This is a genomic window from Nocardioides kribbensis, assembly GCF_015070375.1.
Classification (GTDB): domain Bacteria; phylum Actinomycetota; class Actinomycetes; order Propionibacteriales; family Nocardioidaceae; genus Nocardioides; species Nocardioides kribbensis.
Genome location: NZ_JADCLL010000004.1, coordinates 129,911 through 147,593 on the forward strand (window position 1 = coordinate 129,911; position 17,683 = coordinate 147,593).

Sequence of the window (17,683 nt, forward strand, 5' to 3'; positions counted from 1 at the left end):
GTCAGCGGAGGAATCCTTCGTAGTTTCGCTGCTGGAGCTGGCTCTCGATCTGCTTCACCGTGTCCAGCGCGACGCCGACCATGATGAGGATCGAGGTGCCACCGAACGGGAAGTTCTGGTTGGCGTCGATCAGCACGAGGGCGATGAGCGGGATGAGGGCGATCAGTCCGAGGTAGAGCGCGCCCGGCAGCGTGATGCGGGACAGGACGTAGGACAGGTAGTCCTCGGTCGGCTTGCCCGCCCGGATCCCGGGGATGAAGCCGCCGTACTTCTTCATGTTGTCGGCCACCTCGACGGGGTTGAAGGTGATCGAGACGTAGAAGTAGGTGAAGAAGACGATGAGCAGGAAGAACGTCGCCATGTAGAGCGGGTGGGCCCCGGTGACGAAGTACTTGCTGATCCACTCCACCCACGGCGAGGGGTTGGTCTGGTTGAACTGCACCGCCATCGCCGGCAGGTAGAGCAGCGAGGAGGCGAAGATGACCGGGATGATGCCGGCCTGGTTGACCTTCAGCGGGATGTAGGTCGAGCTGCCGCCGAACATCTTGCGTCCGACCATGCGGCGCGCGTACTGCACCGGGATCCGGCGCTGGGCCTGCTCGATGAAGATGACCGCGGCGATGATGACCAGGCCGATCGCGATGACCAGGCCGAAGACCCACCAGCCCTGGCTCTTCTGGACCTCCCAGAGCGCGGCCGGGAAGGTCGCGACGACCTGGGTGAAGATCAGGATCGACATGCCGTTGCCGATGCCGCGCTCGGTGATGAGCTCGCCGAGCCACATGATCACCGCGGTGCCGGCGGTCATGGTGATGACCATGACCAGGAAGGTCTGGGTGCCGTTGCTGTGCAGCAGCGGCAGGTTGCACTGCAGCAGGTTGCCCGAGCGCGCCAGCGCGACGATGCCCGTGGCCTGCAGCAGCGCGAGGCCCAGGGTGAGGTAGCGGGTGTACTGGGTGATCTTCGTCTGGCCCGCCTGGCCCTCCTTCTTCAGCGCCTCGAGCCGCGGGATGACCACGACGAGCAGCTGCAGGATGATGCTGGCGGTGATGTACGGCATGATGCCGAGCGCGAAGATCGTGAGCTGGAGCAGAGCTCCGCCCGAGAACAGGTTGACCAGGCTGTAGAGGCTGGCGTTGTCACCTGTCTGCGCGATGTCGATGCACTGCTGGACGTTGGCGACGTTCACGCCGGGGGCGGGGATCTGCGACCCGGCCCGGAAGATCACGATGATCCCCAGGACGAAGAGCAGCTTGCGACGCAGGTCCGGTGTCCGGAAAGCGTTGGCGAAGGCGCCTAGCACGGGCAGATCCTCTTTCCTCACAACGATGAGCGGCTCCCACGGACGACCATGGAAGCCTCGGGAAGCCTAACAGGGGTGGTGACCCACACCTCGTCGGCCTCACGAGTGACGGCAAAGGCGCGGCCAGCACGCTGGTGAGCGGTGCCGGCCGCGCCTTGACGGGGCTGGGTCAGACCAGGCTGGTGGTGCCGCCTGCGGACTCGATCTTCTCCTTGGCCGAGGCCGAGAACGCGTGGGCGCTCACGTCGACCTTGACCGAGCAGTCGCCCTGGCCGAGGACCTTGACCGGGTGACCGTCGCGGACGGCGCCGCGGGCCACGAGCTCGTCGACGGTGACGGAGCCACCCTCGGGGAAGAGCGCGCTGATCCGGTCCAGGTTCACGACCTGGAACTCGACCTTGAACGGGTTCTTGAAGCCCTTGAGCTTGGGCAGACGCATGTGGATCGGCATCTGGCCACCCTCGAAGGCCACCGGGACCTGGTACCGGGCCTTGGTGCCCTTGGTACCGCGACCCGACGTCTTGCCCTTCGAGGCCTCACCGCGACCCACACGGGTCTTCGCGGTCTTGGCGCCCGGAGCGGGGCGCAGGTGGTGCAGCTTGAGCGTCATGTCAGTCGACCTCCTCGACCGTCACCAGGTGACGGACCGTGTTGACCATGCCGCGGATCTCGGGACGGTCCTCCTTGACGACGACGTCACCGATCCGCTTCAGGCCGAGGGTGCGCAGCGTCTCGCGCTGGTTGGCCTTGAGGCCGACCGTGCCCCTCTTCTGCTGGACCTTGAGCTGTGCCATCAGGAGGACACCTCCTGCGAGACGCCCGCGGGCACCTCGGTGCGCGCCTTGAGCAGCGCCGCCGGGGCGACGTCCTCGACCGGCAGGCCACGACGGGCGGCCACGGCCTCGGGCTGCTCGAGCATGCGCAGCGCCTCGACGGTCGCGTGCACGATGTTGATCTGGTTCGACGACCCGAGCGACTTGCTCAGGATGTCGTGGATGCCGGCGCACTCGAGCACCGCACGCACCGGGCCACCGGCGATGACGCCGGTACCGGGCGAGGCGGGACGCAGCATGACCACGCCGGCCGCCTTCTCACCCTGGACGGGGTGCGGGATCGTGCCCTGGATCCGGGGGACCCGGAAGAAGGCCTTCTTGGCCTCCTCGACACCCTTGGCGATCGCCGCGGGCACCTCCTTGGCCTTGCCGTAGCCGACTCCGACCAGACCTTCGCCGTCACCGACGACCACGAGGGCGGTGAAGCTGAAGCGACGACCACCCTTCACGACCTTCGCGACGCGGTTGATCGCCACGACGCGCTCGATGTAGGCGGTCTTGTCAGCCTGGCCACCGCGACGGTCGTCGCGACCGCGACGGTCACCAGACTGGCGCTCGCCACTGCGCTGTCCGCGCTGGGCTCCGCTCATGAGACTGTTCCTCTTCTCTTCACTTGCGATGTCTGGATCAGAACGTCAGGCCGCCCGAACGGGCGCCGTCCGCGAGGGCCGCGACGCGGCCGTGGTACTTGTTGCCGGCGCGGTCGAAGACGACCCCGTCGACACCGGCAGCCTTGGCGCGCTCGGCGACGAGCTCGCCGACCTTCTTCGCCTTGGCGGTCTTGTCGCCCTCGTAGCCGCGCAGGTCGGTCTCCATGGTGGAGGCCGAGGCCAGCGTCTTGCCGACCAGGTCGTCGACGACCTGGACGGTGATGTGCTTGGAGGAGCGGGTCACGACCAGGCGAGGACGCTCGGCGGTGCCGGCGACCTTCTTGCGGCCACGGACCTGGCGACGCAGGCGCGACTTGACGCGAGCGGCGGTGTGCTTGTTGTTCGAGAGCGAGATGCCCATGTCACTTACCAGCCTTTCCGACCTTGCGGCGGACCTGCTCGCCGGCGTAACGAACACCCTTGCCCTTGTAGGGCTCGGGCTTGCGCAGCTTGCGGATCTTCGCGGCCGTCTCGCCGACGAGCTGCTTGTCGATGCCCTGGACACCCAGGCGGGTCGGGCCGTCGACGGTGAAGGTGATGCCCTCGGGGGCGTCGAAGATGATCGGGTGGGAGTACCCGAGCTGGAACTCCAGCTGGGTCGGGCCCTTCGACAGGACGCGGTAGCCCACGCCGACGATCTCGAGCTTCTTCTCGTAGCCGTCGGTGACACCGACGACCATGTTGTGGATGAGCGTGCGGCTCAGGCCGTGCAGCGACTTGCTGATGCGGTGGTCGTCGGGGCGGGTGACGTCGAGGACGCCCTCCCCCTTCACCACGGCGATCGGCTCGGCGACGGTGTGCGTCAGGGCACCCTTGGGGCCCTTGACGGTCACCAGCTGGCCGTCGATCGCCACGTCGACACCGGACGGAACCGCGACGGGGAGCTTGCCAATACGCGACATGCTTTCAGTTCTCCTATCTCGGTCTCGTCGTCACCAGACGTAGGCGAGGACTTCTCCGCCCACGCCCTTCTGGTTGGCCTGTCGGTCGGTCAGCAGGCCCTGGCTCGTCGAGATGATCGCGACGCCCAGCCCGCCCAGCACCTTCGGGAGACCCGTGTGCTTGGCGTAGACCCGCAGGCCCGGCTTGCTGATCCGGCGCACGCCCGCGATGGAGCGCTCCCGGTTGCGGCCGTACTTGAGCGTGATGGTCAGCGTCTTGCCGACCTCGCCCTCACCCGGCTCGGTGACGTCGTAGGAGGTGATGTAGCCCTCCTGCTTGAGGATGTCGGCGACACCCTGCTTGATCTTGCTGTACGGCATGGAAACCGCGTCGTGGTACGCCTGGTTGGCGTTACGCAGACGAGTGAGCATGTCTGCGATCGGGTCTGTCATCGTCATGGCCTGCTGCGGCCCTTTCTCCACCGTGGTTTCGCACCTGTAGCTCAGGTGCGACCTGCAGCGATCTTTGAATTGGGAAGGATTACCAGGAGGACTTGGTCACGCCGGGCAGCTCGCCCCGGTGCGCCATCTCTCGCAGGCAGATGCGGCACAGGCCGAACTTGCGGTAGACGGCCTTGGGCCGGCCACAGCGCTGGCAGCGGGTGTAGCCGCGGACAGCGAACTTCGGCTTGCGGGCGGCCTTGACCTTCAGAGCGGTCTTCGCCATGTCAGTTCTCCTTGAACGGGAAGCCCAGCTGCTTGAGCAGCGCGCGGCCCTGGTCGTCGGTCGTGGCCGTCGTGACGATGGTGATGTCCATGCCGCGGGAACGGTCGATCCGGTCCTGGTCGATCTCGTGGAACATGACCTGCTCGGTCAGACCGAAGGTGTAGTTGCCCCGGCCGTCGAACTGCTGGGGCGAGAGGCCGCGGAAGTCGCGGATGCGCGGGAGCGCCAGCGACAGCAGCCGGTCGAGGAACTCCCACATGCGGTCGCCGCGCAGCGTGGTGTGCGCACCGATCGGCATGCCCTCGCGCAGCTTGAACTGCGCGATCGACTTGCGGGCCTTGGTCACGAGCGGCTTCTGGCCGGTGATCGCGGTGAGGTCGCGCACGGCGCCCTCGATCAGCTTGGAGTCGCGGGCAGCCTCGCCCACACCCATGTTGACCACGATCTTGACCAGGCCGGGGACCTGCATGACGTTCCCGATCTCGAACTCCGACTGCAGCGCGGGGAGGATCTCCTCGCGGTAGCGGGTCTTGAGGCGGGGGGTGACCTTCGCGGACGCAGCCACGTCGGGGGTCTGGGTCTCGGTCATCAGATCTCCTTGCCGCTCTTGCGCGAGATGCGGACGCTGCGCTCGGCCTGGTACGTCGAGCCGTCGGGGCGACGCTTGGTGACCTCGTCACGGCGGAAGCCGATCCGGGTCACGCCGTCGCCCTCGACCAGCATCACGTTGGACACGTGGATGGGGGCCTCGGCGGTGATGATGCCGCCGGTGCTGCCCGAGCCGCCCTGGTTGACGACCTTGGTGTGTCGCTTGACGCGGTTGACACCCTCGACGATCACCCGCTGCTCCTCACGGAGCACCTGGATGACCTTGCCCTCGGCGCCCTTGTCCTTGCCGGCGATCACCTTGACGGTGTCGCCCTTCTTGATGTTCACGGACGACTTGGCCATCAGAGCACCTCCGGTGCGAGCGAGATGATCTTCATGAAGCGCTTGTCGCGCAGCTCGCGGCCCACGGGGCCGAAGATGCGCGTGCCGCGGGGCTCGCCGTCGTTCTTGAGGATGACGGCGGCGTTCTCGTCGAAGCGGATGTAGGAACCGTCGGGACGGCGACGCTCCTTGACGGTGCGCACGATCACGGCCTTGACGACATCGCCCTTCTTGACGTTGCCACCGGGGATCGCGTCCTTCACGGTGGCGACGATGACGTCACCGATGCCCGCGTAGCGCCGACCCGAGCCGCCGAGAACACGGATGCAGAGGATCTCCTTCGCACCGGTGTTGTCGGCGACCTTGAGTCGCGACTCCTGCTGGATCATTGAGTTTCTCCTGGTTGTCGAGCTGGTTCTCGCCGGCCTCGCGGGCCGTGAGCCTTGCCGAACTGGTGGGGTTGGATCTCGCCCGGCGAGGGCGAGGGGTTACTTCGCCTTCTCGAGGATCTCGATGACGCGCCAGCGCTTGGTCGCCGACAGCGGTCGGGTCTCCATGAGCAGGACGCGGTCACCGATGCCGCACTCGTTGGCCTCGTCGTGCGCCTTGAGCTTGCTCGTGCGGCGCAGGACCTTGCCGTAGAGGGCGTGCTTGACGCGGTCCTCGACGGACACGACCACGGTCTTGTCCATCTTGTCGCTCACGACCAGGCCCTCGCGGACCTTGCGGGCGTTGCGCTCCGTGGTCTCGGCAGTCTGCTCGCTCATGCGGCACCATCCTCGTTGTCAGAACCCGGCGCCGTGCGGATGCCGAGCTCGCGCTCGCGCACCACGGTGTAGATCCGGGCGATGTCCTTCTTGACCGTGCGCAGCCGGCCGTGGCTCTCGAGCTGGCCGGTGGCGGCCTGGAACCGGAGGTTGAACAGCTCCTCCTTGGCCTCGCGCAGCTTCGCCTCGAGGTCGACGTCGTTCATCTCGTCGAGCTCGTGGGCAGCGATACCGTTGGGCATCAGAATTCACCCGCCTCTCGCGAGATGAACCGGCACTTCATCGGGAGCTTGTGCATCGCGCGGCGCATGGCCTCGCGTGCGGTGCCCTCGTCGACGCCGGAGAGTTCGAACATGACGCGGCCGGGCTTGACGTTCGCCACCCACCACTCGGGGGAACCCTTACCGGAACCCATGCGGGTCTCGGCAGGCTTCTTGGTCAGCGGGCGGTCGGGGTAGATGTTGATCCACACCTTGCCGCCTCGCTTGATGTGACGGGTCATCGCGATACGGGCCGACTCGATCTGTCGGTTCGTGACGTAGTGACCCTCGATGGCCTGGATCCCGAACTCGCCGAAGGCGAGACGGGTGCCACCCTTGGCCGCACCGGTCCGCTTGGGGTGGTGCTGCTTGCGGTGCTTGACGCGTCGGGGCATCAGCATGTCGGTCAGGCCTCCGATCCGGACTCAGCGGCGACGGGGGCAGCGGCCTCGGCCGGCGCCTCCGTGGTGGTGGCGGGAGCCTCGGCGCCGCGGTCGGCACGCGTCGGGCGGTCGCCGCGCGAGCCACGGCTCGGGCGCTCCCCACCACGCTGCGGACGACCACCGCGACCGGGGACCCCGGCGCGGGCGGCAGCCTGGGCCTGGCGCTCGGCACGGGTGCCGGCGACCTCGCCCTTGTAGATCCAGACCTTCACGCCGATGCGGCCGAAGGTCGTCTTGGCCTCGTAGAAGCCGTAGTCGATGTCGGCGCGCAGCGTGTGCAGCGGCACGCGACCCTCGCGGTAGAACTCGGTCCGCGACATCTCGGCGCCGTTGAGGCGACCCGAGCACTGGATCCGGATGCCCTTGGCACCCGAGCGCATCGTGGTCTGCATCGCCTTGCGCATGGCGCGACGGAACTGCACGCGACCGGCGAGCTGCTCGGCGACGCCCTGGGCGACCAGCTGCGCGTCGACCTCGGGGTTCTTGACCTCGAGGATGTTCAGCTGCACCTGCTTGCCGGTGAGCTTCTCGAGCTCGCCGCGGATGCGGTCGGCCTCGGCGCCGCGGCGACCGATGACGATGCCGGGGCGCGCGGTGTGGATGTCCACGCGCACACGGTCACGGGTGCGCTCGATCTCCACCTTCGAGATCCCGGCGCGCTCCATGCCCTTCGACAGCAGCTTGCGGATGGCGACGTCCTCGCCGACGTACGACTTGTACAGCTTGTCGGCGTACCAACGGGACTTGTGGTCCGTCGAGATGCCGAGGCGGAAGCCGTTCGGGTTGATCTTCTGGCCCATCAGGCCTTCCTGCCCTTCTTCTCGGCGACCACGGCAGCCGGCTGGACGACCAGCGTGATGTGGCTGGTGCGCTTGTTGATCCGCGTCGCTCGGCCCTGGGCCCGGGGGCGCCAGCGCTTCATGGTGGGACCCTCGTCGACCATCGCGACGGAGACCACCAGGTCGCCACGGTCGAGACCCTCGGTGGTCTCGGCGTTGGCGACGGCGCTCTCCAGCACCTTGTAGACGGTCTCCGAGGCGGCCTGCGGCGCGAACTGCAGCAGGGCCAGGGCCTCGTCGACGTGCATGCCGCGGACCAGGTCCACGACACGACGGGCCTTCAGCGGGGTGATCCGCGTGTGACGCGCGCTCGCGAAGGCGCCCGGCTGGTCGCCGAGCAGCGACTCGCGTCGGGCGCTCGTGCGCCCTCGCTCAGTAACGCTCATAGCTCGTTCTCTCCAGTTCCCAGAGCCGGCCGCATCAGCGGCGGCGGCCCTTCCGGTCTTCCTTCACGTGCCCGCGGTAGGTGCGGGTGGGGGCGAACTCGCCCAGCTTGTGGCCGACCATCGAGTCGGTCACGAACACCGGGACGTGCTTGCGCCCGTCGTGCACGGCGATGGTGTGACCGATCATGTCGGGCACGATCATCGACCGGCGCGACCAGGTCTTGATGACGTTGTGCGAGCCCTTCTCGTTCTCGGCGTCCACCTTCTTCTGAAGGTGGTCGTCGATGAAGGGGCCCTTCTTCAGGCTGCGAGGCATGTCGGTTACTTCCTACCCTTGCCGGACTTGCGACGACGGATGATCTGGGAGTCGGAGGCCTTGCGCTTGCGCGTGCGGCCCTCGGGCTTGCCCCAGGGGGACACCGGGTGACGACCACCCGAGGTCTTGCCCTCGCCACCACCGTGCGGGTGGTCGACCGGGTTCATCACGACGCCTCGCACCGTCGGGCGCTTGCCCTTCCAGCGCATGCGGCCGGCCTTGCCCCAGTTGATGTTCGACTGCTCGGCGTTGCCGACCTCGCCGATCGTGGCGCGGCAGCGCACGTCGACGAAGCGCATCTCGCCCGAGGGCATGCGCAGCGTGGCGCGGCTGCCCTCACGGGCGACCAGCTGGGCGCTGTTGCCGGCGGAGCGGGCGATCTTCGCGCCGCCGCCGGGCCGCAGCTCCACGGCGTGGATGGTCGAACCGACCGGGATGTTGCGCAGCGGCAGGTTGTTGCCGGTCTTGATGTCGGCGTGGGGGCCGCTCTCGACCGGGGTGCCCTGCGTCAGGCCCTTCGGCGCGATGATGTAGCGCTTCTCGCCGTCGGCGTAGTGCAGCAGCGCGATGCGCGCGGTGCGGTTCGGGTCGTACTCGATGTGGGCGACCTTCGCCGGGACGCCGTCCTTGTCGTAGCGACGGAAGTCGATGATCCGGTAGGCGCGCTTGTGACCGCCGCCCTGGTGCCGGGTGGTGATCCGACCCTGGTTGTTGCGACCGCCCTTCTTGGGCAGCGGCACGACCAGGGACTTCTCCGGCGTGGTGCGGGTGATCTCGACGAAGTCGGCGACCGACGAGCCACGACGGCCCGGGGTGGTCGGCTTGTACTTGCGGATAGCCATTGTCTATGTCCTCGTATCCAGCTGCCCGGTCAGGAGACCGGACCCCCGAAGATGTCGATGCGGTGACCCTCGGCGAGGCTGACGATCGCGCGCTTCGTGTCCTTGCGCTTGCCCAGACCGTTGCGGGTCCGACGGGTCTTGCCCGCGCGGTTCAGCGTGTTCACCGAGGTGACCTTGACGCCGAAGATCTTCTCGACCGCGATCTTGATCTCGGTCTTGTTGGCGTCGGGGTGCACGACGAACGTGTACTTGTTCGCGTCGAGCAGGCCGTAGCTCTTCTCCGACACGACCGGCGCGAGCAGGACGTCGCGGTGATCCTTGTGCAGGGTGCTCACTTGGCATCCTCCTTGGCGCTCACGAGCACGTCGTACGCGCCCTTGCTGAAGACCACGTCGTCGGCAGCGAGCACGTCGTAGGTGTTGAGCTGGTCGACGGCCACGATGTGCACGTGCTGCGCGTTGCGCAGCGAGAGCCAGGTGACGGAGTCGTTGCGCTCGAGCACCACGAGGAACTTCGTGCGCTCCGAGAGGCCGGCCAGGTTGGCCAGGGCGCTCTTGGTCGAGGGGACGTCGCCGGTGACGAGCGACTCCACGACGTGGATGCGGTCGTTGCGGGCCCGGTCGGAGAGGGCGGCGCGCAGGGCGGCGGCCTTCATCTTCTTGGGGGTGCGCTGGTCGTAGCTGCGCGGCTGCGGGCCGTGGACCACGCCACCGCCGGCGAACTGCGGCGCGCGGGTCGAGCCCTGGCGGGCGCGGCCGGTGCCCTTCTGCTTGTAGGGCTTGCGACCACCACCGCGGACCTCGGCCCGCGTCTTGGTGGCGTGCGTGCCCTGGCGCGCAGCGGCCTGCTGGGCCACGACGACCTGGTGCATCAGGGGGATGTTGACCGCCACGTCGAAGATCTCGGCGGGCAGGTCGACCTTGACGGTCTTGATAGCCATGTGCTCAGGCCTCCTGCGTCTTCTTGGCAGCCGAGCGGAGCACGATCAGCCCGCCGCGGGGGCCGGGAACGGCACCCTTGAGCAGGATCAGGCCCTTCTCGACGTCGACGGCGTGCACGGTGACGTTCTGGGTCGTGACCGTGTCACTACCCATCCGGCCGGCCATGCGGACGCCCTTGAACACTCGGCCCGGCGTGGCGCAGGCGCCGATCGAGCCGGGCTTGCGGTGGTTGCGGTGGGCACCGTGCGAGGCGGACACACCGGCGAAGCCGTGACGCTTCATGACACCGGCGAAGCCCTTGCCCTTGCTGGTGCCGGTGACGTCGATCTCCTCGCCCGCGGCGAAGGTGTCGACGGCGAGCTCCTGGCCCACGGTGTAGTCGCCGGCCGCAGCGGTGCGGATCTCGACGAGGTGACGGCGGGGGGTGGTGCCCGCGGTCTTGGTGAAGTGACCGGCCTGCGGCTTGTTGACCTTGCGGGCCTCGATCTCGCCGAACCCGATCTGCACGGCGTTGTAGCCGTCCTTCTCGGGGGTGCGGACCTGGGTGACCACGTTGGTGCTCGCGGCGATCACGGTCACGGGGACGATGCGGTTGTTCTCGTCCCACAGCTGGGTCATGCCGAGCTTCGTGCCCAGCAGGCCCTTCTGGTTGCGTTCCATCGTCATGTCAGTGACCTCAGAGCTTGATCTCGATGTCGACGCCGGCAGGCAGGTCGAGGCGCATGAGCGAGTCGACCGTCTTCGGCGTCGGGTCGATGATGTCGATGAGGCGCTTGTGGGTGCGCATCTCGAAGTGCTCGCGGGAGTCCTTGTACTTGTGGGGCGAGCGGATCACGCAGTACACGTTCTTCTCGGTCGGCAGCGGCACCGGGCCGGCGACCTTGGCACCCGTGCGGGTGACCGTGTCCACGATCTTGCGCGCCGAGGTGTCGATCACCTCGTGGTCATAGGCCTTGAGCCTGATGCGGATCTTCTGTCCCGCCATAGGTCTCGTCCGTCCTTCTTCTCAGCTGCCGCGTGCGTGTCCGGGATTCCTCGGGCTTGAGTGGGTCCCGCCCTGTTGCCATCACCTCGTGGCCGACCCCCGCGGTCGGGCGTGTCGTGCGGCCTGCACAAGGATCTGCGCTGGGCACGACACAGGACCGGGATCCTGCTCACGTCTGATCGGTGACGCCCGACGGTTCGTCAGGCTGATCGGGTCTCCTGGTGCGGTGCCGCCACGGGCCGACCACCACCGATCTCCCCATCACTGGGTGCCCCTCGAGGGAGCGGAGACGCGATTCAGTAGTCAAGATGTGGCGCACCCCGGCAACCCGCCGAAGCAACCGGACTATCTTGGCAGATCCCTCCGGTGGGGCCAAATCGTCCTGGCGACCGCCCGTGGAGGTCGGGTCGGGCTCCGGTTCGAGCACCGGGTCGAGCACCGCCGATCGCGCGCACCTGCGAGGATAGCGGCCCACGCAGGTCGTGCCGGACCGGGCACGCACGACGGGAGAGCGATGTCGAACGACCACGGCCATCCGCCGCCCGGCGGCTGGGGCCCGCCGCCGCCCGGGTGGACCCCTCCTCCTGCGGGGCCGACCCCGCCGCCCGGCACGTGGGGCCCGCCTACGGCCCCGCGGCCGGTGCACCGGCCCGGCGCGGTGCCGCTGCGGCCGCTGGGTCTGGGCGACCTCTATGACGCCGCCTTCCGCACGATCCGGCACAACCCGCAGGCCACCGTCGGTGCCGCCGTGCTGGTCGCTGCGGTGGCGATGGTGGTCCCCGTGCTGGTGACCAGCGTGCTGACCTTCACCGTCGACCTCAGCCTGCTCTCGGCCGACTCGCCGTCGACGGAGTCGGTGGTGGGCTTCCTCGGGTCGTTCGGCGCCCTGGGTGTCGGCACGCTCCTGCAGCAGGTGGGGCTCATCCTCGTGGCGGGCATGGTGGCCCACGTCGTGGCCGCGGCCGCCGTCGGTCGCCGCCTGAGCCTCGGCGAGGCTTGGCGGGCCACGGCCGGCCAACGGCTGCGGCTCGTCGGCCTCGCCGCGCTGCTCCTCGTGCTGACGCTGACGGTGCTGGCGCTCTACGCCGCCACCTACGTGCCCGTCGTGCTGCTGTCGACCGCCACCTGGCAGGTCGTGGTCTACGCCGTGCTCAGCGGACTGCTCCTGGTCGCGTTCATGACGTGGTTCTGGATCCGGGTCTACTACCTGCCCGCGCCGGCGCTGATGATGGAGGGCCTCACGATCCGCCAGGCCCTGCGCCGCGGCTACGGGCTGACCCGGGGCGCCTTCTGGCGCACCTTCGGCATCGCGCTGCTCACCGTCGTGCTCACCGGCGTGGCGAGCTCGGTGCTCACCCTGCCCTTCTCCTTCGGCGGACAGCTCGCCCTGCTGGCGGTCGGGCCGGAGTACCAGGTGCTCGGCCTGGTGCTGCTCCAGGCCCTGTCGACGGTCGTCTCCACGGCGTTCGTGGCCCCCTTCACCACCGCCGTCACGGCGCTGCAGTACCTCGACCTGCGCATCCGCCGCGAGGCCTACGACGTCGACCTGATGACCCAGGCGGGGATCACCCGGCCGTGACCCCGCTGCTCGTGGCGGGGCCGACCCCCTCCCCCGACGACGCCCGCACGGCGCTGCGCCAGGAGCTGCTGCGCCCGGAGTACCACGAGCGCGACGTGCTCCAGCAGGTGCTCGACGCGCTCCAGCGGCTCGTCGACGACGCCTTGGTCGCCGCGTCGGGGGCGCCTCCGCTGACCACGCTCGCCGCCGTCGTCGCGGCGCTGCTGCTCGTGCTCGCCCTCGGCTGGCTCCTCTCGCGGGCGCGCGGGTCGGCGCGCCTCGCCGGGCCCGCCGACGCCGTGCTCGCCGGCACCGGTGTCGGCGCCGACGAGCTCACCCGCCGCGCGCACGACGCCGCGGCCGACGGGCGCTGGGACGACGTGGTCGTCGAGGCCTTCCGTGCGCTCACCCTGCGCGAGGTCGAGCGCGGCCTGCTCGCCGACAACCCCGGTGCGACCGCCCGCGAGGTGGCCCTCGCCCTCGGTGCGGGCCACCCCCCGCTGGCCGACGCGGCCGCGGCCGCCGCCCGGACCTTCGACCTGGTGCGCTACGGCGAGCGCCGCGCCGACGAGGCCGCCGCGCGCGGCGTGCTCGACCTCCTCGACACCCTGGTCGGGGCGCGCCGGTGAGGCGGCTGCGACGCCACACCTCCGCCCTGGTCGTCGCGACCGCCCTCGCGCTCGCCGTGGTCGTCGCCGTGCTCCTCGGCGGCGGCGCCCGCACCACCGACCCCCTCGACCCCGACAACCCCGACCCCGACGGGGCGCAGGCCGTGGCCCGGGTGCTCGCCGACCGTGGCGTGCAGGTGGAGGTGGCCCGCGACGCCGCGGCGCTCGACGCGGCCGACGTCGACGCCGGCACCACCGTGGTCGTCACCGGCACCGAGGCACTGGGCCGCAGCACGGCCGAGGGCCTGCTGCGCGCCGCCGCCCCCGGCCGCCTGGTCGTGGTCGACGCCCGCCCGGGCGCGCTCGACGCCCTCGGTCTCGCGGCCGAGCCCGTGGCCGTCGACCCCGGCGACGGGCTCGCCGCCGGGTGCGGCACCCCGGCGCTGGCCGGACTCGTGCTCGCCACCGACACGGCCACGGCGTACGACGCGCCGGGCTGCTTCGGCAGCCGCGGACGCGCGGTGGTGGCCGAGGTCGGGGGCGTGACCCTCCTCGGGGCCGGGCAGGCGCTGAGCAACGACCAGGTGCTGCGTGCCGACAACGCCGCGGTGGCGCTGCGCCTGCTCGGTCAGGGGCAGCGCCTGGTGTGGTACGTGCCGTCGGTGGGTGACCTCGAGGGTGGCGACGCCGTCGGTCTCTCCGGGCTCGTGCCCCGCTGGGTCGCGCCCGGTCTCGTGCTCGCCGTGGTCGTGCTCCTGGCCGTCGTGCTCTGGCGGGGGCGGCGGCTGGGCCGGCTCTCGGTCGAGCCGCTGCCGGTGGCGGTGAGCGCCGTCGAGACCACCCTGAGCCGTGGCCGGCTCTACCACCACGCCTCCGACCGCGGCCACGCCGCGCGGGCGCTGCGCGAGGCCGCCCGACGGCGCGGTGCGGCCCGACTGCGCCTCCCGGTGGGCGCCGGGCTCGACGTCGTCGCGGAGCAGCTCGCCGCCCGCACCGGCCGGTCCGCGGCCGACGTCGCCCGTCTGCTCGACCCCGACTCCCCCGCTCCCGGCACCGACCGGGACCTGATCGCCCTGGCCGGCGCGCTGGCCGAGCTCGACCGAGAGGTACGCACCCCGTGACCGACACCCCCCGACCCCTGACCGGGACCCCCGCCCCGACCGGCGACCCCCGCGAGCGCATCGCCGCGGTCCGCGCCGAGGTGGCCAAGGCCGTCGTCGGCCAGGACGCCGCCGTCTCCGGCCTGCTCGTGGCCCTGCTGTGCGGCGGCCACGTGCTCATGGAGGGGGTGCCTGGCACGGCCAAGACCCTGCTCGTGCGCAGCCTCGCCGGCGCCCTCTCGGTCGGCACCCGGCGCGTGCAGTTCACCCCCGACCTGATGCCGGGTGACATCACCGGCTCGATGGTGATCGAGGGCCAGGGCGGTGAGCTGCGCTTCCGGGAGGGGCCCGTCTTCACCCAGCTGCTGCTGGCCGACGAGATCAACCGGACCCCGCCCAAGACCCAGTCGGCGCTGCTGGAGGCGATGGAGGAGGGCCAGGTCTCGGTGGACGGCACCTCCCACCCGCTGCCTGTGCCCTTCCTGGTCGCGGCCACCCAGAACCCCGTGGAGCACGAGGGCACCTACCCGCTGCCCGAGGCCCAGCTGGACCGGTTCCTGCTCAAGGTGGTGCTGCCGGTGCCCGGGCGCGAGGACGAGCTGGAGGTGCTGCACCGCCACGCCGCGGGCTTCGACCCCCGCGACGTGGCCGCCGCCGGCGTCCGCCCCGTCGCCGGCCCCGACGACGTCGCCGCGGGCCGCGCTGCCGTGGCCGCCGTGCAGGTCTCCCCGGAGGTCGTCGGCTACATCGTCGACATCGCCCGCGCCACCCGGACCTCCCCCTCGCTCAGCCTCGGTGTCAGCCCCCGCGGCACCACGGCGCTGCTGCGGACCTCGCGGGCCTGGGCCTGGCTCAACGGACGCGACTTCGTCACCCCCGACGACGTCAAGGCCCTCGCCCACGCCACCCTGGTGCACCGGCTGGGGCTGCGGCCCGAGGCCGAGCTCGAGGGTGTCGACGTCGGTCAGGTGCTCTCCTCGGCGATCGGCTCCGTGCCGGTCCCGCGCTGAGGAGCGCCGTGGCCGTCTCCGGTCGCCTCCCCCTGCTGCTGGCCCTCGGGCTGGTCGCGGTGGTGCTGCGCCCCGCCGTGGGCACGGTGTGGCTGTGGGTGCTGGTCGTCGGCGTGCTCGCGACGGCCGACCTCCTGCTCGCCCCGCGACCCGGCACCCTGCACCTGGAGCGTCGGCCCGTGCCGACGACCCGGCTGCACGAGGAGGTCGAGAGCGCGCTGCTGGTGCGCAACGACGGGCGCCGACGGGTGCGCGGCGTGCTGCGCGACGCCTGGCAGCCCACCGCCGGGGCCGGGCCCGACCGGCACCGGCTCGACCTGGCCGGGGGCGCGACGGTGCTGCTGCGCACCCCGCTGCGCCCGCGCCGGCGCGGCGACCTGCGCGCCGTCGGCGTCACCGTGCGCTGCTGGGGGCCGCTCGGGCTCGTCGCGCGCCAGGCCACGACGGCCCTGCCCGGGAGCGTGCGGGCGCTCCCGGCGTTCGAGTCGCGCAAGCACCTGCCCTCCCGCCTGGCCCGGCTGCGCGACCTCGACGGGCGCGCCGCCGTGCGGGTGCGGGGCCAGGGCACCGAGTTCGACTCGCTGCGCGAGTACGTGCGCGGCGACGACGTGCGCTCCATCGACTGGCGCTCCACGGCCCGCAACCGCTCGGTGGTCGTGCGCACCTGGCAGCCCGAGCGCGACCGCCGGGTGGTGCTCGTGCTCGACACCTCACGCACCTCGGCCGGCCGCGTCGACGACGTGCCGCGCCTCGACTCCGCCATGGACGCCGCGCTGCTGCTGGGGGCGCTGGCCGCGCGCGCCGGCGACCGGGTCGACCTCCTGGCCGGTGACCGGGTCGTGCGGGCCCGGCTGCGCGCGGCCGGGGCCCGTGACGTCGCGGCGCGGCTCCAGGAGCAGATGGCCGACCTGGAGCCGGTGATCGTGGAGGCCGACTGGCGCGCGCTGGCCGGCGCCGTCACGGGCCTCGGGCGGCAGCGGGCACTGGTCGTGCTGCTGACCCCGCTCGAGCCCGCCGCGGTCGAGGAGGGCCTGCTGCCCGTGCTGCCCGTGCTCGTGCGCCACCACCGGGTGGTGGTGGCCTCCGTGCGCGACCCCGCGCTCGACCGGCTGGCCGCCGCCCGCGGCACCGCCGAGGAGGTGTACGCCGCCGCGGCCGCCGAGCAGGTGCTCGAGCGCCGGACCCGCACCGCCGAGCTGCTGCGCGCCCTCGGGGTCGACGTGGTCGACGCCGACGCCGAGCGGCTGCCCCCCGCACTGGCCGACCACTACCTCGGGCTCAAGGCCCGCGGGCTGCTGTAGGGGCTCAGGCCTGGGTGGCGACCCGGTCCTCGAGCAGCGCGGCGTCGAGGTCGCCGGTGTGGCCCCGCTGCACCGCGCGGCGGCCCAGCACGAGGACGTAGGCGAGGAACACCGCCTCGGCGAGCACGCCGATGCCCACCCGGGCCCAGGTCGGCAGCCCCGAGGGCGTCACGAAGCCCTCGATGGCGCCCGAGACGAGGAGCACCACGACCAGCCCGAGGGCGACCGTGCCCGCCGTGCGGCCCTCGCGCGCGATCGACTGCGCCCGCGACAGCGCGCCGGGCTCGATCCACGACCAGAACAGCCGCAGCCCCACCCCGCCGGCCACGAAGACGGCCGTGAGCTCGAGCAGCCCGTGGGGCAGGATCAGGCCCCAGAACTGCTGCCCCCGGTCGGCGCGGTGCATGATGGAGCCGATGATCGCGAGGTTGCTGATGTTGGTGAAGAGCACGTAGACCACCGGCAGGCCCAGCACCCCGAGGGCGATGCAGAGCGCGGCGACCCAGGCGTTGTTGACCCACACCTGGGTGGCGAAGCTGCCGGCGGCGTACTCGCTGTAGTAGCCCTCGAAGTCCTGCTGCACCAGCTGGTCGACCTCGGCGGGCGAGAGCAGCGACTGCTCCACCACCGGGTTGTCGAGCAGCCACAGCATCATCACCGCGGTCACCACCACGTTGCCGGCCAGGCAGCCCAGCCACCACCAGCGCAGCCGGTAGAGAGCGGCGGGGAAGCGGTCGACGAAGAACGACGCCACGGTGCGCCACGAGCCGACCCGGGTGCCGACTGCGCGGTTGCGGGCGCGCGCCAGCAGCGAGGAGAGGTGGGCCACCAGCGTCGGGTCGGGAGCCGAGGCCCGCACGACCGAGAGGTGGGTGCCGACGCGCTGGTAGAGCTCGACCAGCTCGTCGCTGGCCGCGCCGTCGAGGCGCCGGCGGCCCACGAGCTCCTCGAGCCGCTGCCAGTCGCGCGCGTGCGCCTGCACGTAGGCGTCGAGGTCCACGCA

28 protein-coding genes are annotated in these 17,683 nt (G+C 70.9%); 5 read left to right on the forward strand and 23 right to left on the reverse strand.

The genetic code is table 11. The annotated features are described in order from the left end of the window. Position 1: 1 nt before the first annotated feature. From secY to rpsJ, 22 genes are all read right to left on the reverse strand, one after another. Complete coding sequence (gene secY, locus IR170_RS10110; protein ID WP_056904803.1) at positions 2-1,303, reverse strand: preprotein translocase subunit SecY; 1,302 nt, start codon at positions 1,301-1,303, stop codon at positions 2-4. Between the two features lie 169 nt (positions 1,304-1,472). After that, positions 1,473-1,913, reverse strand: a complete 441-nt coding sequence (gene rplO / locus IR170_RS10115) for a 50S ribosomal protein L15 (RefSeq protein ID WP_056862089.1) — start codon at positions 1,911-1,913, stop codon at positions 1,473-1,475. Between the two features lies 1 nt (position 1,914). Continuing rightward, complete coding sequence (gene rpmD / locus IR170_RS10120) at positions 1,915-2,097, reverse strand: 50S ribosomal protein L30 (protein WP_056862088.1); 183 nt, start codon at positions 2,095-2,097, stop codon at positions 1,915-1,917. Further along, the gene (gene rpsE / locus IR170_RS10125) at positions 2,097-2,726 is read right to left on the reverse strand and encodes a 30S ribosomal protein S5 (RefSeq protein ID WP_056862087.1); all 630 of its coding nucleotides are present in this window, start codon (positions 2,724-2,726) and stop codon (positions 2,097-2,099) included. Before rpsE ends, rpmD begins: the two co-directional genes overlap by 1 nt. A gap of 37 nt (positions 2,727-2,763) precedes the next feature. Beyond that, on the reverse strand, positions 2,764-3,147 hold the full coding sequence (gene rplR / locus IR170_RS10130; protein ID WP_056862086.1) for a 50S ribosomal protein L18: 384 nt from the start codon (positions 3,145-3,147) through the stop codon (positions 2,764-2,766). Between the two features lies 1 nt (position 3,148). Beyond that, entirely contained in the window at positions 3,149-3,688 is a 540-nt protein-coding gene (gene rplF / locus IR170_RS10135; RefSeq protein WP_193662469.1) for a 50S ribosomal protein L6, read from the reverse strand. 30 nt (positions 3,689-3,718) lie between these two features. Continuing rightward, positions 3,719-4,126 carry a 30S ribosomal protein S8 gene (gene rpsH, locus IR170_RS10140; protein WP_056862084.1) on the reverse strand — a complete coding sequence of 136 codons (408 nt, stop codon included), beginning with the start codon at positions 4,124-4,126 and terminating at the stop codon, positions 3,719-3,721. Between the two features lie 82 nt (positions 4,127-4,208). Continuing rightward, positions 4,209-4,394: a type Z 30S ribosomal protein S14 gene (locus IR170_RS10145; RefSeq protein ID WP_011757321.1), complete on the reverse strand. Its 186-nt coding sequence runs from the start codon at positions 4,392-4,394 to the stop codon at positions 4,209-4,211. Between the two features lies 1 nt (position 4,395). Further along, a complete protein-coding gene (rplE, locus tag IR170_RS10150) occupies positions 4,396-4,983 on the reverse strand; it encodes a 50S ribosomal protein L5 (protein ID WP_056862083.1) in 588 nt (195 codons plus the stop codon). Then, a complete protein-coding gene (gene rplX, locus IR170_RS10155) occupies positions 4,983-5,345 on the reverse strand; it encodes a 50S ribosomal protein L24 (protein WP_056862082.1) in 363 nt (120 codons plus the stop codon). The genes rplE and rplX overlap by 1 nt, the downstream gene beginning before the upstream one ends. Beyond that, entirely contained in the window at positions 5,345-5,713 is a 369-nt protein-coding gene (gene rplN, locus IR170_RS10160; protein ID WP_056862081.1) for a 50S ribosomal protein L14, read from the reverse strand. The genes rplX and rplN overlap by 1 nt, the downstream gene beginning before the upstream one ends. A gap of 99 nt (positions 5,714-5,812) precedes the next feature. After that, entirely contained in the window at positions 5,813-6,091 is a 279-nt protein-coding gene (gene rpsQ, locus IR170_RS10165; RefSeq protein ID WP_056862080.1) for a 30S ribosomal protein S17, read from the reverse strand. Next, positions 6,088-6,333, reverse strand: a complete 246-nt coding sequence (gene rpmC / locus IR170_RS10170; RefSeq protein ID WP_056862079.1) for a 50S ribosomal protein L29 — start codon at positions 6,331-6,333, stop codon at positions 6,088-6,090. The genes rpsQ and rpmC overlap by 4 nt, the downstream gene beginning before the upstream one ends. Next, positions 6,333-6,752 (reverse strand): 50S ribosomal protein L16, encoded by a 420-nt coding sequence (gene rplP / locus IR170_RS10175; protein WP_056862078.1) that lies wholly within the window; start codon positions 6,750-6,752, stop codon positions 6,333-6,335. Before rplP ends, rpmC begins: the two co-directional genes overlap by 1 nt. A gap of 5 nt (positions 6,753-6,757) precedes the next feature. After that, on the reverse strand, positions 6,758-7,594 hold the full coding sequence (gene rpsC, locus IR170_RS10180; RefSeq protein ID WP_056862077.1) for a 30S ribosomal protein S3: 837 nt from the start codon (positions 7,592-7,594) through the stop codon (positions 6,758-6,760). Next, positions 7,594-8,019: a 50S ribosomal protein L22 gene (rplV, locus tag IR170_RS10185; RefSeq protein WP_082499867.1), complete on the reverse strand. Its 426-nt coding sequence runs from the start codon at positions 8,017-8,019 to the stop codon at positions 7,594-7,596. The genes rpsC and rplV overlap by 1 nt, the downstream gene beginning before the upstream one ends. A 34-nt stretch (positions 8,020-8,053) precedes the next feature. Continuing rightward, positions 8,054-8,335: a 30S ribosomal protein S19 gene (gene rpsS / locus IR170_RS10190; RefSeq protein ID WP_056599671.1), complete on the reverse strand. Its 282-nt coding sequence runs from the start codon at positions 8,333-8,335 to the stop codon at positions 8,054-8,056. Between the two features lie 5 nt (positions 8,336-8,340). After that, positions 8,341-9,177: a 50S ribosomal protein L2 gene (gene rplB, locus IR170_RS10195; protein ID WP_056862076.1), complete on the reverse strand. Its 837-nt coding sequence runs from the start codon at positions 9,175-9,177 to the stop codon at positions 8,341-8,343. Positions 9,178-9,206: 29 nt separating this feature from the next. Further along, entirely contained in the window at positions 9,207-9,512 is a 306-nt protein-coding gene (gene rplW / locus IR170_RS10200) for a 50S ribosomal protein L23 (RefSeq protein WP_056862075.1), read from the reverse strand. Then, on the reverse strand, positions 9,509-10,117 hold the full coding sequence (gene rplD, locus IR170_RS10205) for a 50S ribosomal protein L4 (RefSeq protein ID WP_056862074.1): 609 nt from the start codon (positions 10,115-10,117) through the stop codon (positions 9,509-9,511). Before rplD ends, rplW begins: the two co-directional genes overlap by 4 nt. Positions 10,118-10,121: 4 nt before the next feature. Next, a complete protein-coding gene (gene rplC / locus IR170_RS10210) occupies positions 10,122-10,784 on the reverse strand; it encodes a 50S ribosomal protein L3 (protein ID WP_082499866.1) in 663 nt (220 codons plus the stop codon). Between the two features lie 10 nt (positions 10,785-10,794). Further along, positions 10,795-11,103 (reverse strand): 30S ribosomal protein S10, encoded by a 309-nt coding sequence (gene rpsJ, locus IR170_RS10215; protein ID WP_008360994.1) that lies wholly within the window; start codon positions 11,101-11,103, stop codon positions 10,795-10,797. 640 nt (positions 11,104-11,743) lie between these two features. Between rpsJ and IR170_RS10220 the strand changes: the two genes are divergently transcribed. The 5 genes from IR170_RS10220 to IR170_RS10240 are packed head-to-tail and all read left to right on the forward strand — an operon-like array spanning position 11,744 to position 16,680. Then, entirely contained in the window at positions 11,744-12,682 is a 939-nt protein-coding gene (locus IR170_RS10220; RefSeq protein WP_193662502.1) for a hypothetical protein, read from the forward strand. Beyond that, positions 12,679-13,290, forward strand: a complete 612-nt coding sequence (locus IR170_RS10225) for a DUF4129 domain-containing protein (RefSeq protein WP_193662506.1) — start codon at positions 12,679-12,681, stop codon at positions 13,288-13,290. Before IR170_RS10220 ends, IR170_RS10225 begins: the two co-directional genes overlap by 4 nt. Next, on the forward strand, positions 13,287-14,390 hold the full coding sequence (locus IR170_RS10230) for a DUF4350 domain-containing protein (protein WP_193662510.1): 1,104 nt from the start codon (positions 13,287-13,289) through the stop codon (positions 14,388-14,390). Before IR170_RS10225 ends, IR170_RS10230 begins: the two co-directional genes overlap by 4 nt. Next, positions 14,387-15,379 (forward strand): AAA family ATPase, encoded by a 993-nt coding sequence (locus IR170_RS10235; RefSeq protein ID WP_193662514.1) that lies wholly within the window; start codon positions 14,387-14,389, stop codon positions 15,377-15,379. Before IR170_RS10230 ends, IR170_RS10235 begins: the two co-directional genes overlap by 4 nt. Positions 15,380-15,387: 8 nt before the next feature. Continuing rightward, positions 15,388-16,680: a DUF58 domain-containing protein gene (locus IR170_RS10240; protein WP_193662518.1), complete on the forward strand. Its 1,293-nt coding sequence runs from the start codon at positions 15,388-15,390 to the stop codon at positions 16,678-16,680. A gap of 4 nt (positions 16,681-16,684) precedes the next feature. Here the strand turns inward: IR170_RS10240 and IR170_RS10245 are convergent, their stop codons facing one another. Continuing rightward, complete coding sequence (locus tag IR170_RS10245; RefSeq protein WP_193662522.1) at positions 16,685-17,680, reverse strand: stage II sporulation protein M; 996 nt, start codon at positions 17,678-17,680, stop codon at positions 16,685-16,687. Positions 17,681-17,683: the final 3 nt, after the last annotated feature.

Excerpts from the sequence above, each read along its gene's own strand:
- rplE (WP_056862083.1), bottom strand. The coding sequence starts at position 4,983 with ATGACCGAGACCCAGACCCCCGACGTGGCTGCGTCCGCGAAGGTCACC.
- rpmD (WP_056862088.1), bottom strand. The coding sequence starts at position 2,097 with ATGGCACAGCTCAAGGTCCAGCAGAAGAGGGGCACGGTCGGCCTCAAG.
- rplD (WP_056862074.1), bottom strand. The coding sequence starts at position 10,117 with ATGGCTATCAAGACCGTCAAGGTCGACCTGCCCGCCGAGATCTTCGAC.
- rplR (WP_056862086.1), bottom strand. The coding sequence starts at position 3,147 with ATGGGCATCTCGCTCTCGAACAACAAGCACACCGCCGCTCGCGTCAAG.
- rpmC (WP_056862079.1), bottom strand. The coding sequence starts at position 6,333 with ATGCCCAACGGTATCGCTGCCCACGAGCTCGACGAGATGAACGACGTC.
- rplP (WP_056862078.1), bottom strand. The coding sequence starts at position 6,752 with ATGCTGATGCCCCGACGCGTCAAGCACCGCAAGCAGCACCACCCCAAG.
- rplX (WP_056862082.1), bottom strand. The coding sequence starts at position 5,345 with ATGGCCAAGTCGTCCGTGAACATCAAGAAGGGCGACACCGTCAAGGTG.
- rplO (WP_056862089.1), bottom strand. The coding sequence starts at position 1,913 with ATGACGCTCAAGCTGCACCACCTGCGCCCCGCTCCGGGCGCCAAGACC.
- rplB (WP_056862076.1), bottom strand. The coding sequence starts at position 9,177 with ATGGCTATCCGCAAGTACAAGCCGACCACCCCGGGCCGTCGTGGCTCG.
- rpsH (WP_056862084.1), bottom strand. The coding sequence starts at position 4,126 with ATGACGATGACAGACCCGATCGCAGACATGCTCACTCGTCTGCGTAAC.
- rplC (WP_082499866.1), bottom strand. The coding sequence starts at position 10,784 with ATGACGATGGAACGCAACCAGAAGGGCCTGCTGGGCACGAAGCTCGGC.
- rpsQ (WP_056862080.1), bottom strand. The coding sequence starts at position 6,091 with ATGAGCGAGCAGACTGCCGAGACCACGGAGCGCAACGCCCGCAAGGTC.
- rpsS (WP_056599671.1), bottom strand. The coding sequence starts at position 8,335 with ATGCCTCGCAGCCTGAAGAAGGGCCCCTTCATCGACGACCACCTTCAG.
- rplV (WP_082499867.1), bottom strand. The coding sequence starts at position 8,019 with ATGAGCGTTACTGAGCGAGGGCGCACGAGCGCCCGACGCGAGTCGCTG.
- rpsE (WP_056862087.1), bottom strand. The coding sequence starts at position 2,726 with ATGAGCGGAGCCCAGCGCGGACAGCGCAGTGGCGAGCGCCAGTCTGGT.
- rplF (WP_193662469.1), bottom strand. The coding sequence starts at position 3,688 with ATGTCGCGTATTGGCAAGCTCCCCGTCGCGGTTCCGTCCGGTGTCGAC.
- rpsJ (WP_008360994.1), bottom strand. The coding sequence starts at position 11,103 with ATGGCGGGACAGAAGATCCGCATCAGGCTCAAGGCCTATGACCACGAG.
- IR170_RS10145 (WP_011757321.1), bottom strand. The coding sequence starts at position 4,394 with ATGGCGAAGACCGCTCTGAAGGTCAAGGCCGCCCGCAAGCCGAAGTTC.
- rpsC (WP_056862077.1), bottom strand. The coding sequence starts at position 7,594 with ATGGGCCAGAAGATCAACCCGAACGGCTTCCGCCTCGGCATCTCGACG.
- rplN (WP_056862081.1), bottom strand. The coding sequence starts at position 5,713 with ATGATCCAGCAGGAGTCGCGACTCAAGGTCGCCGACAACACCGGTGCG.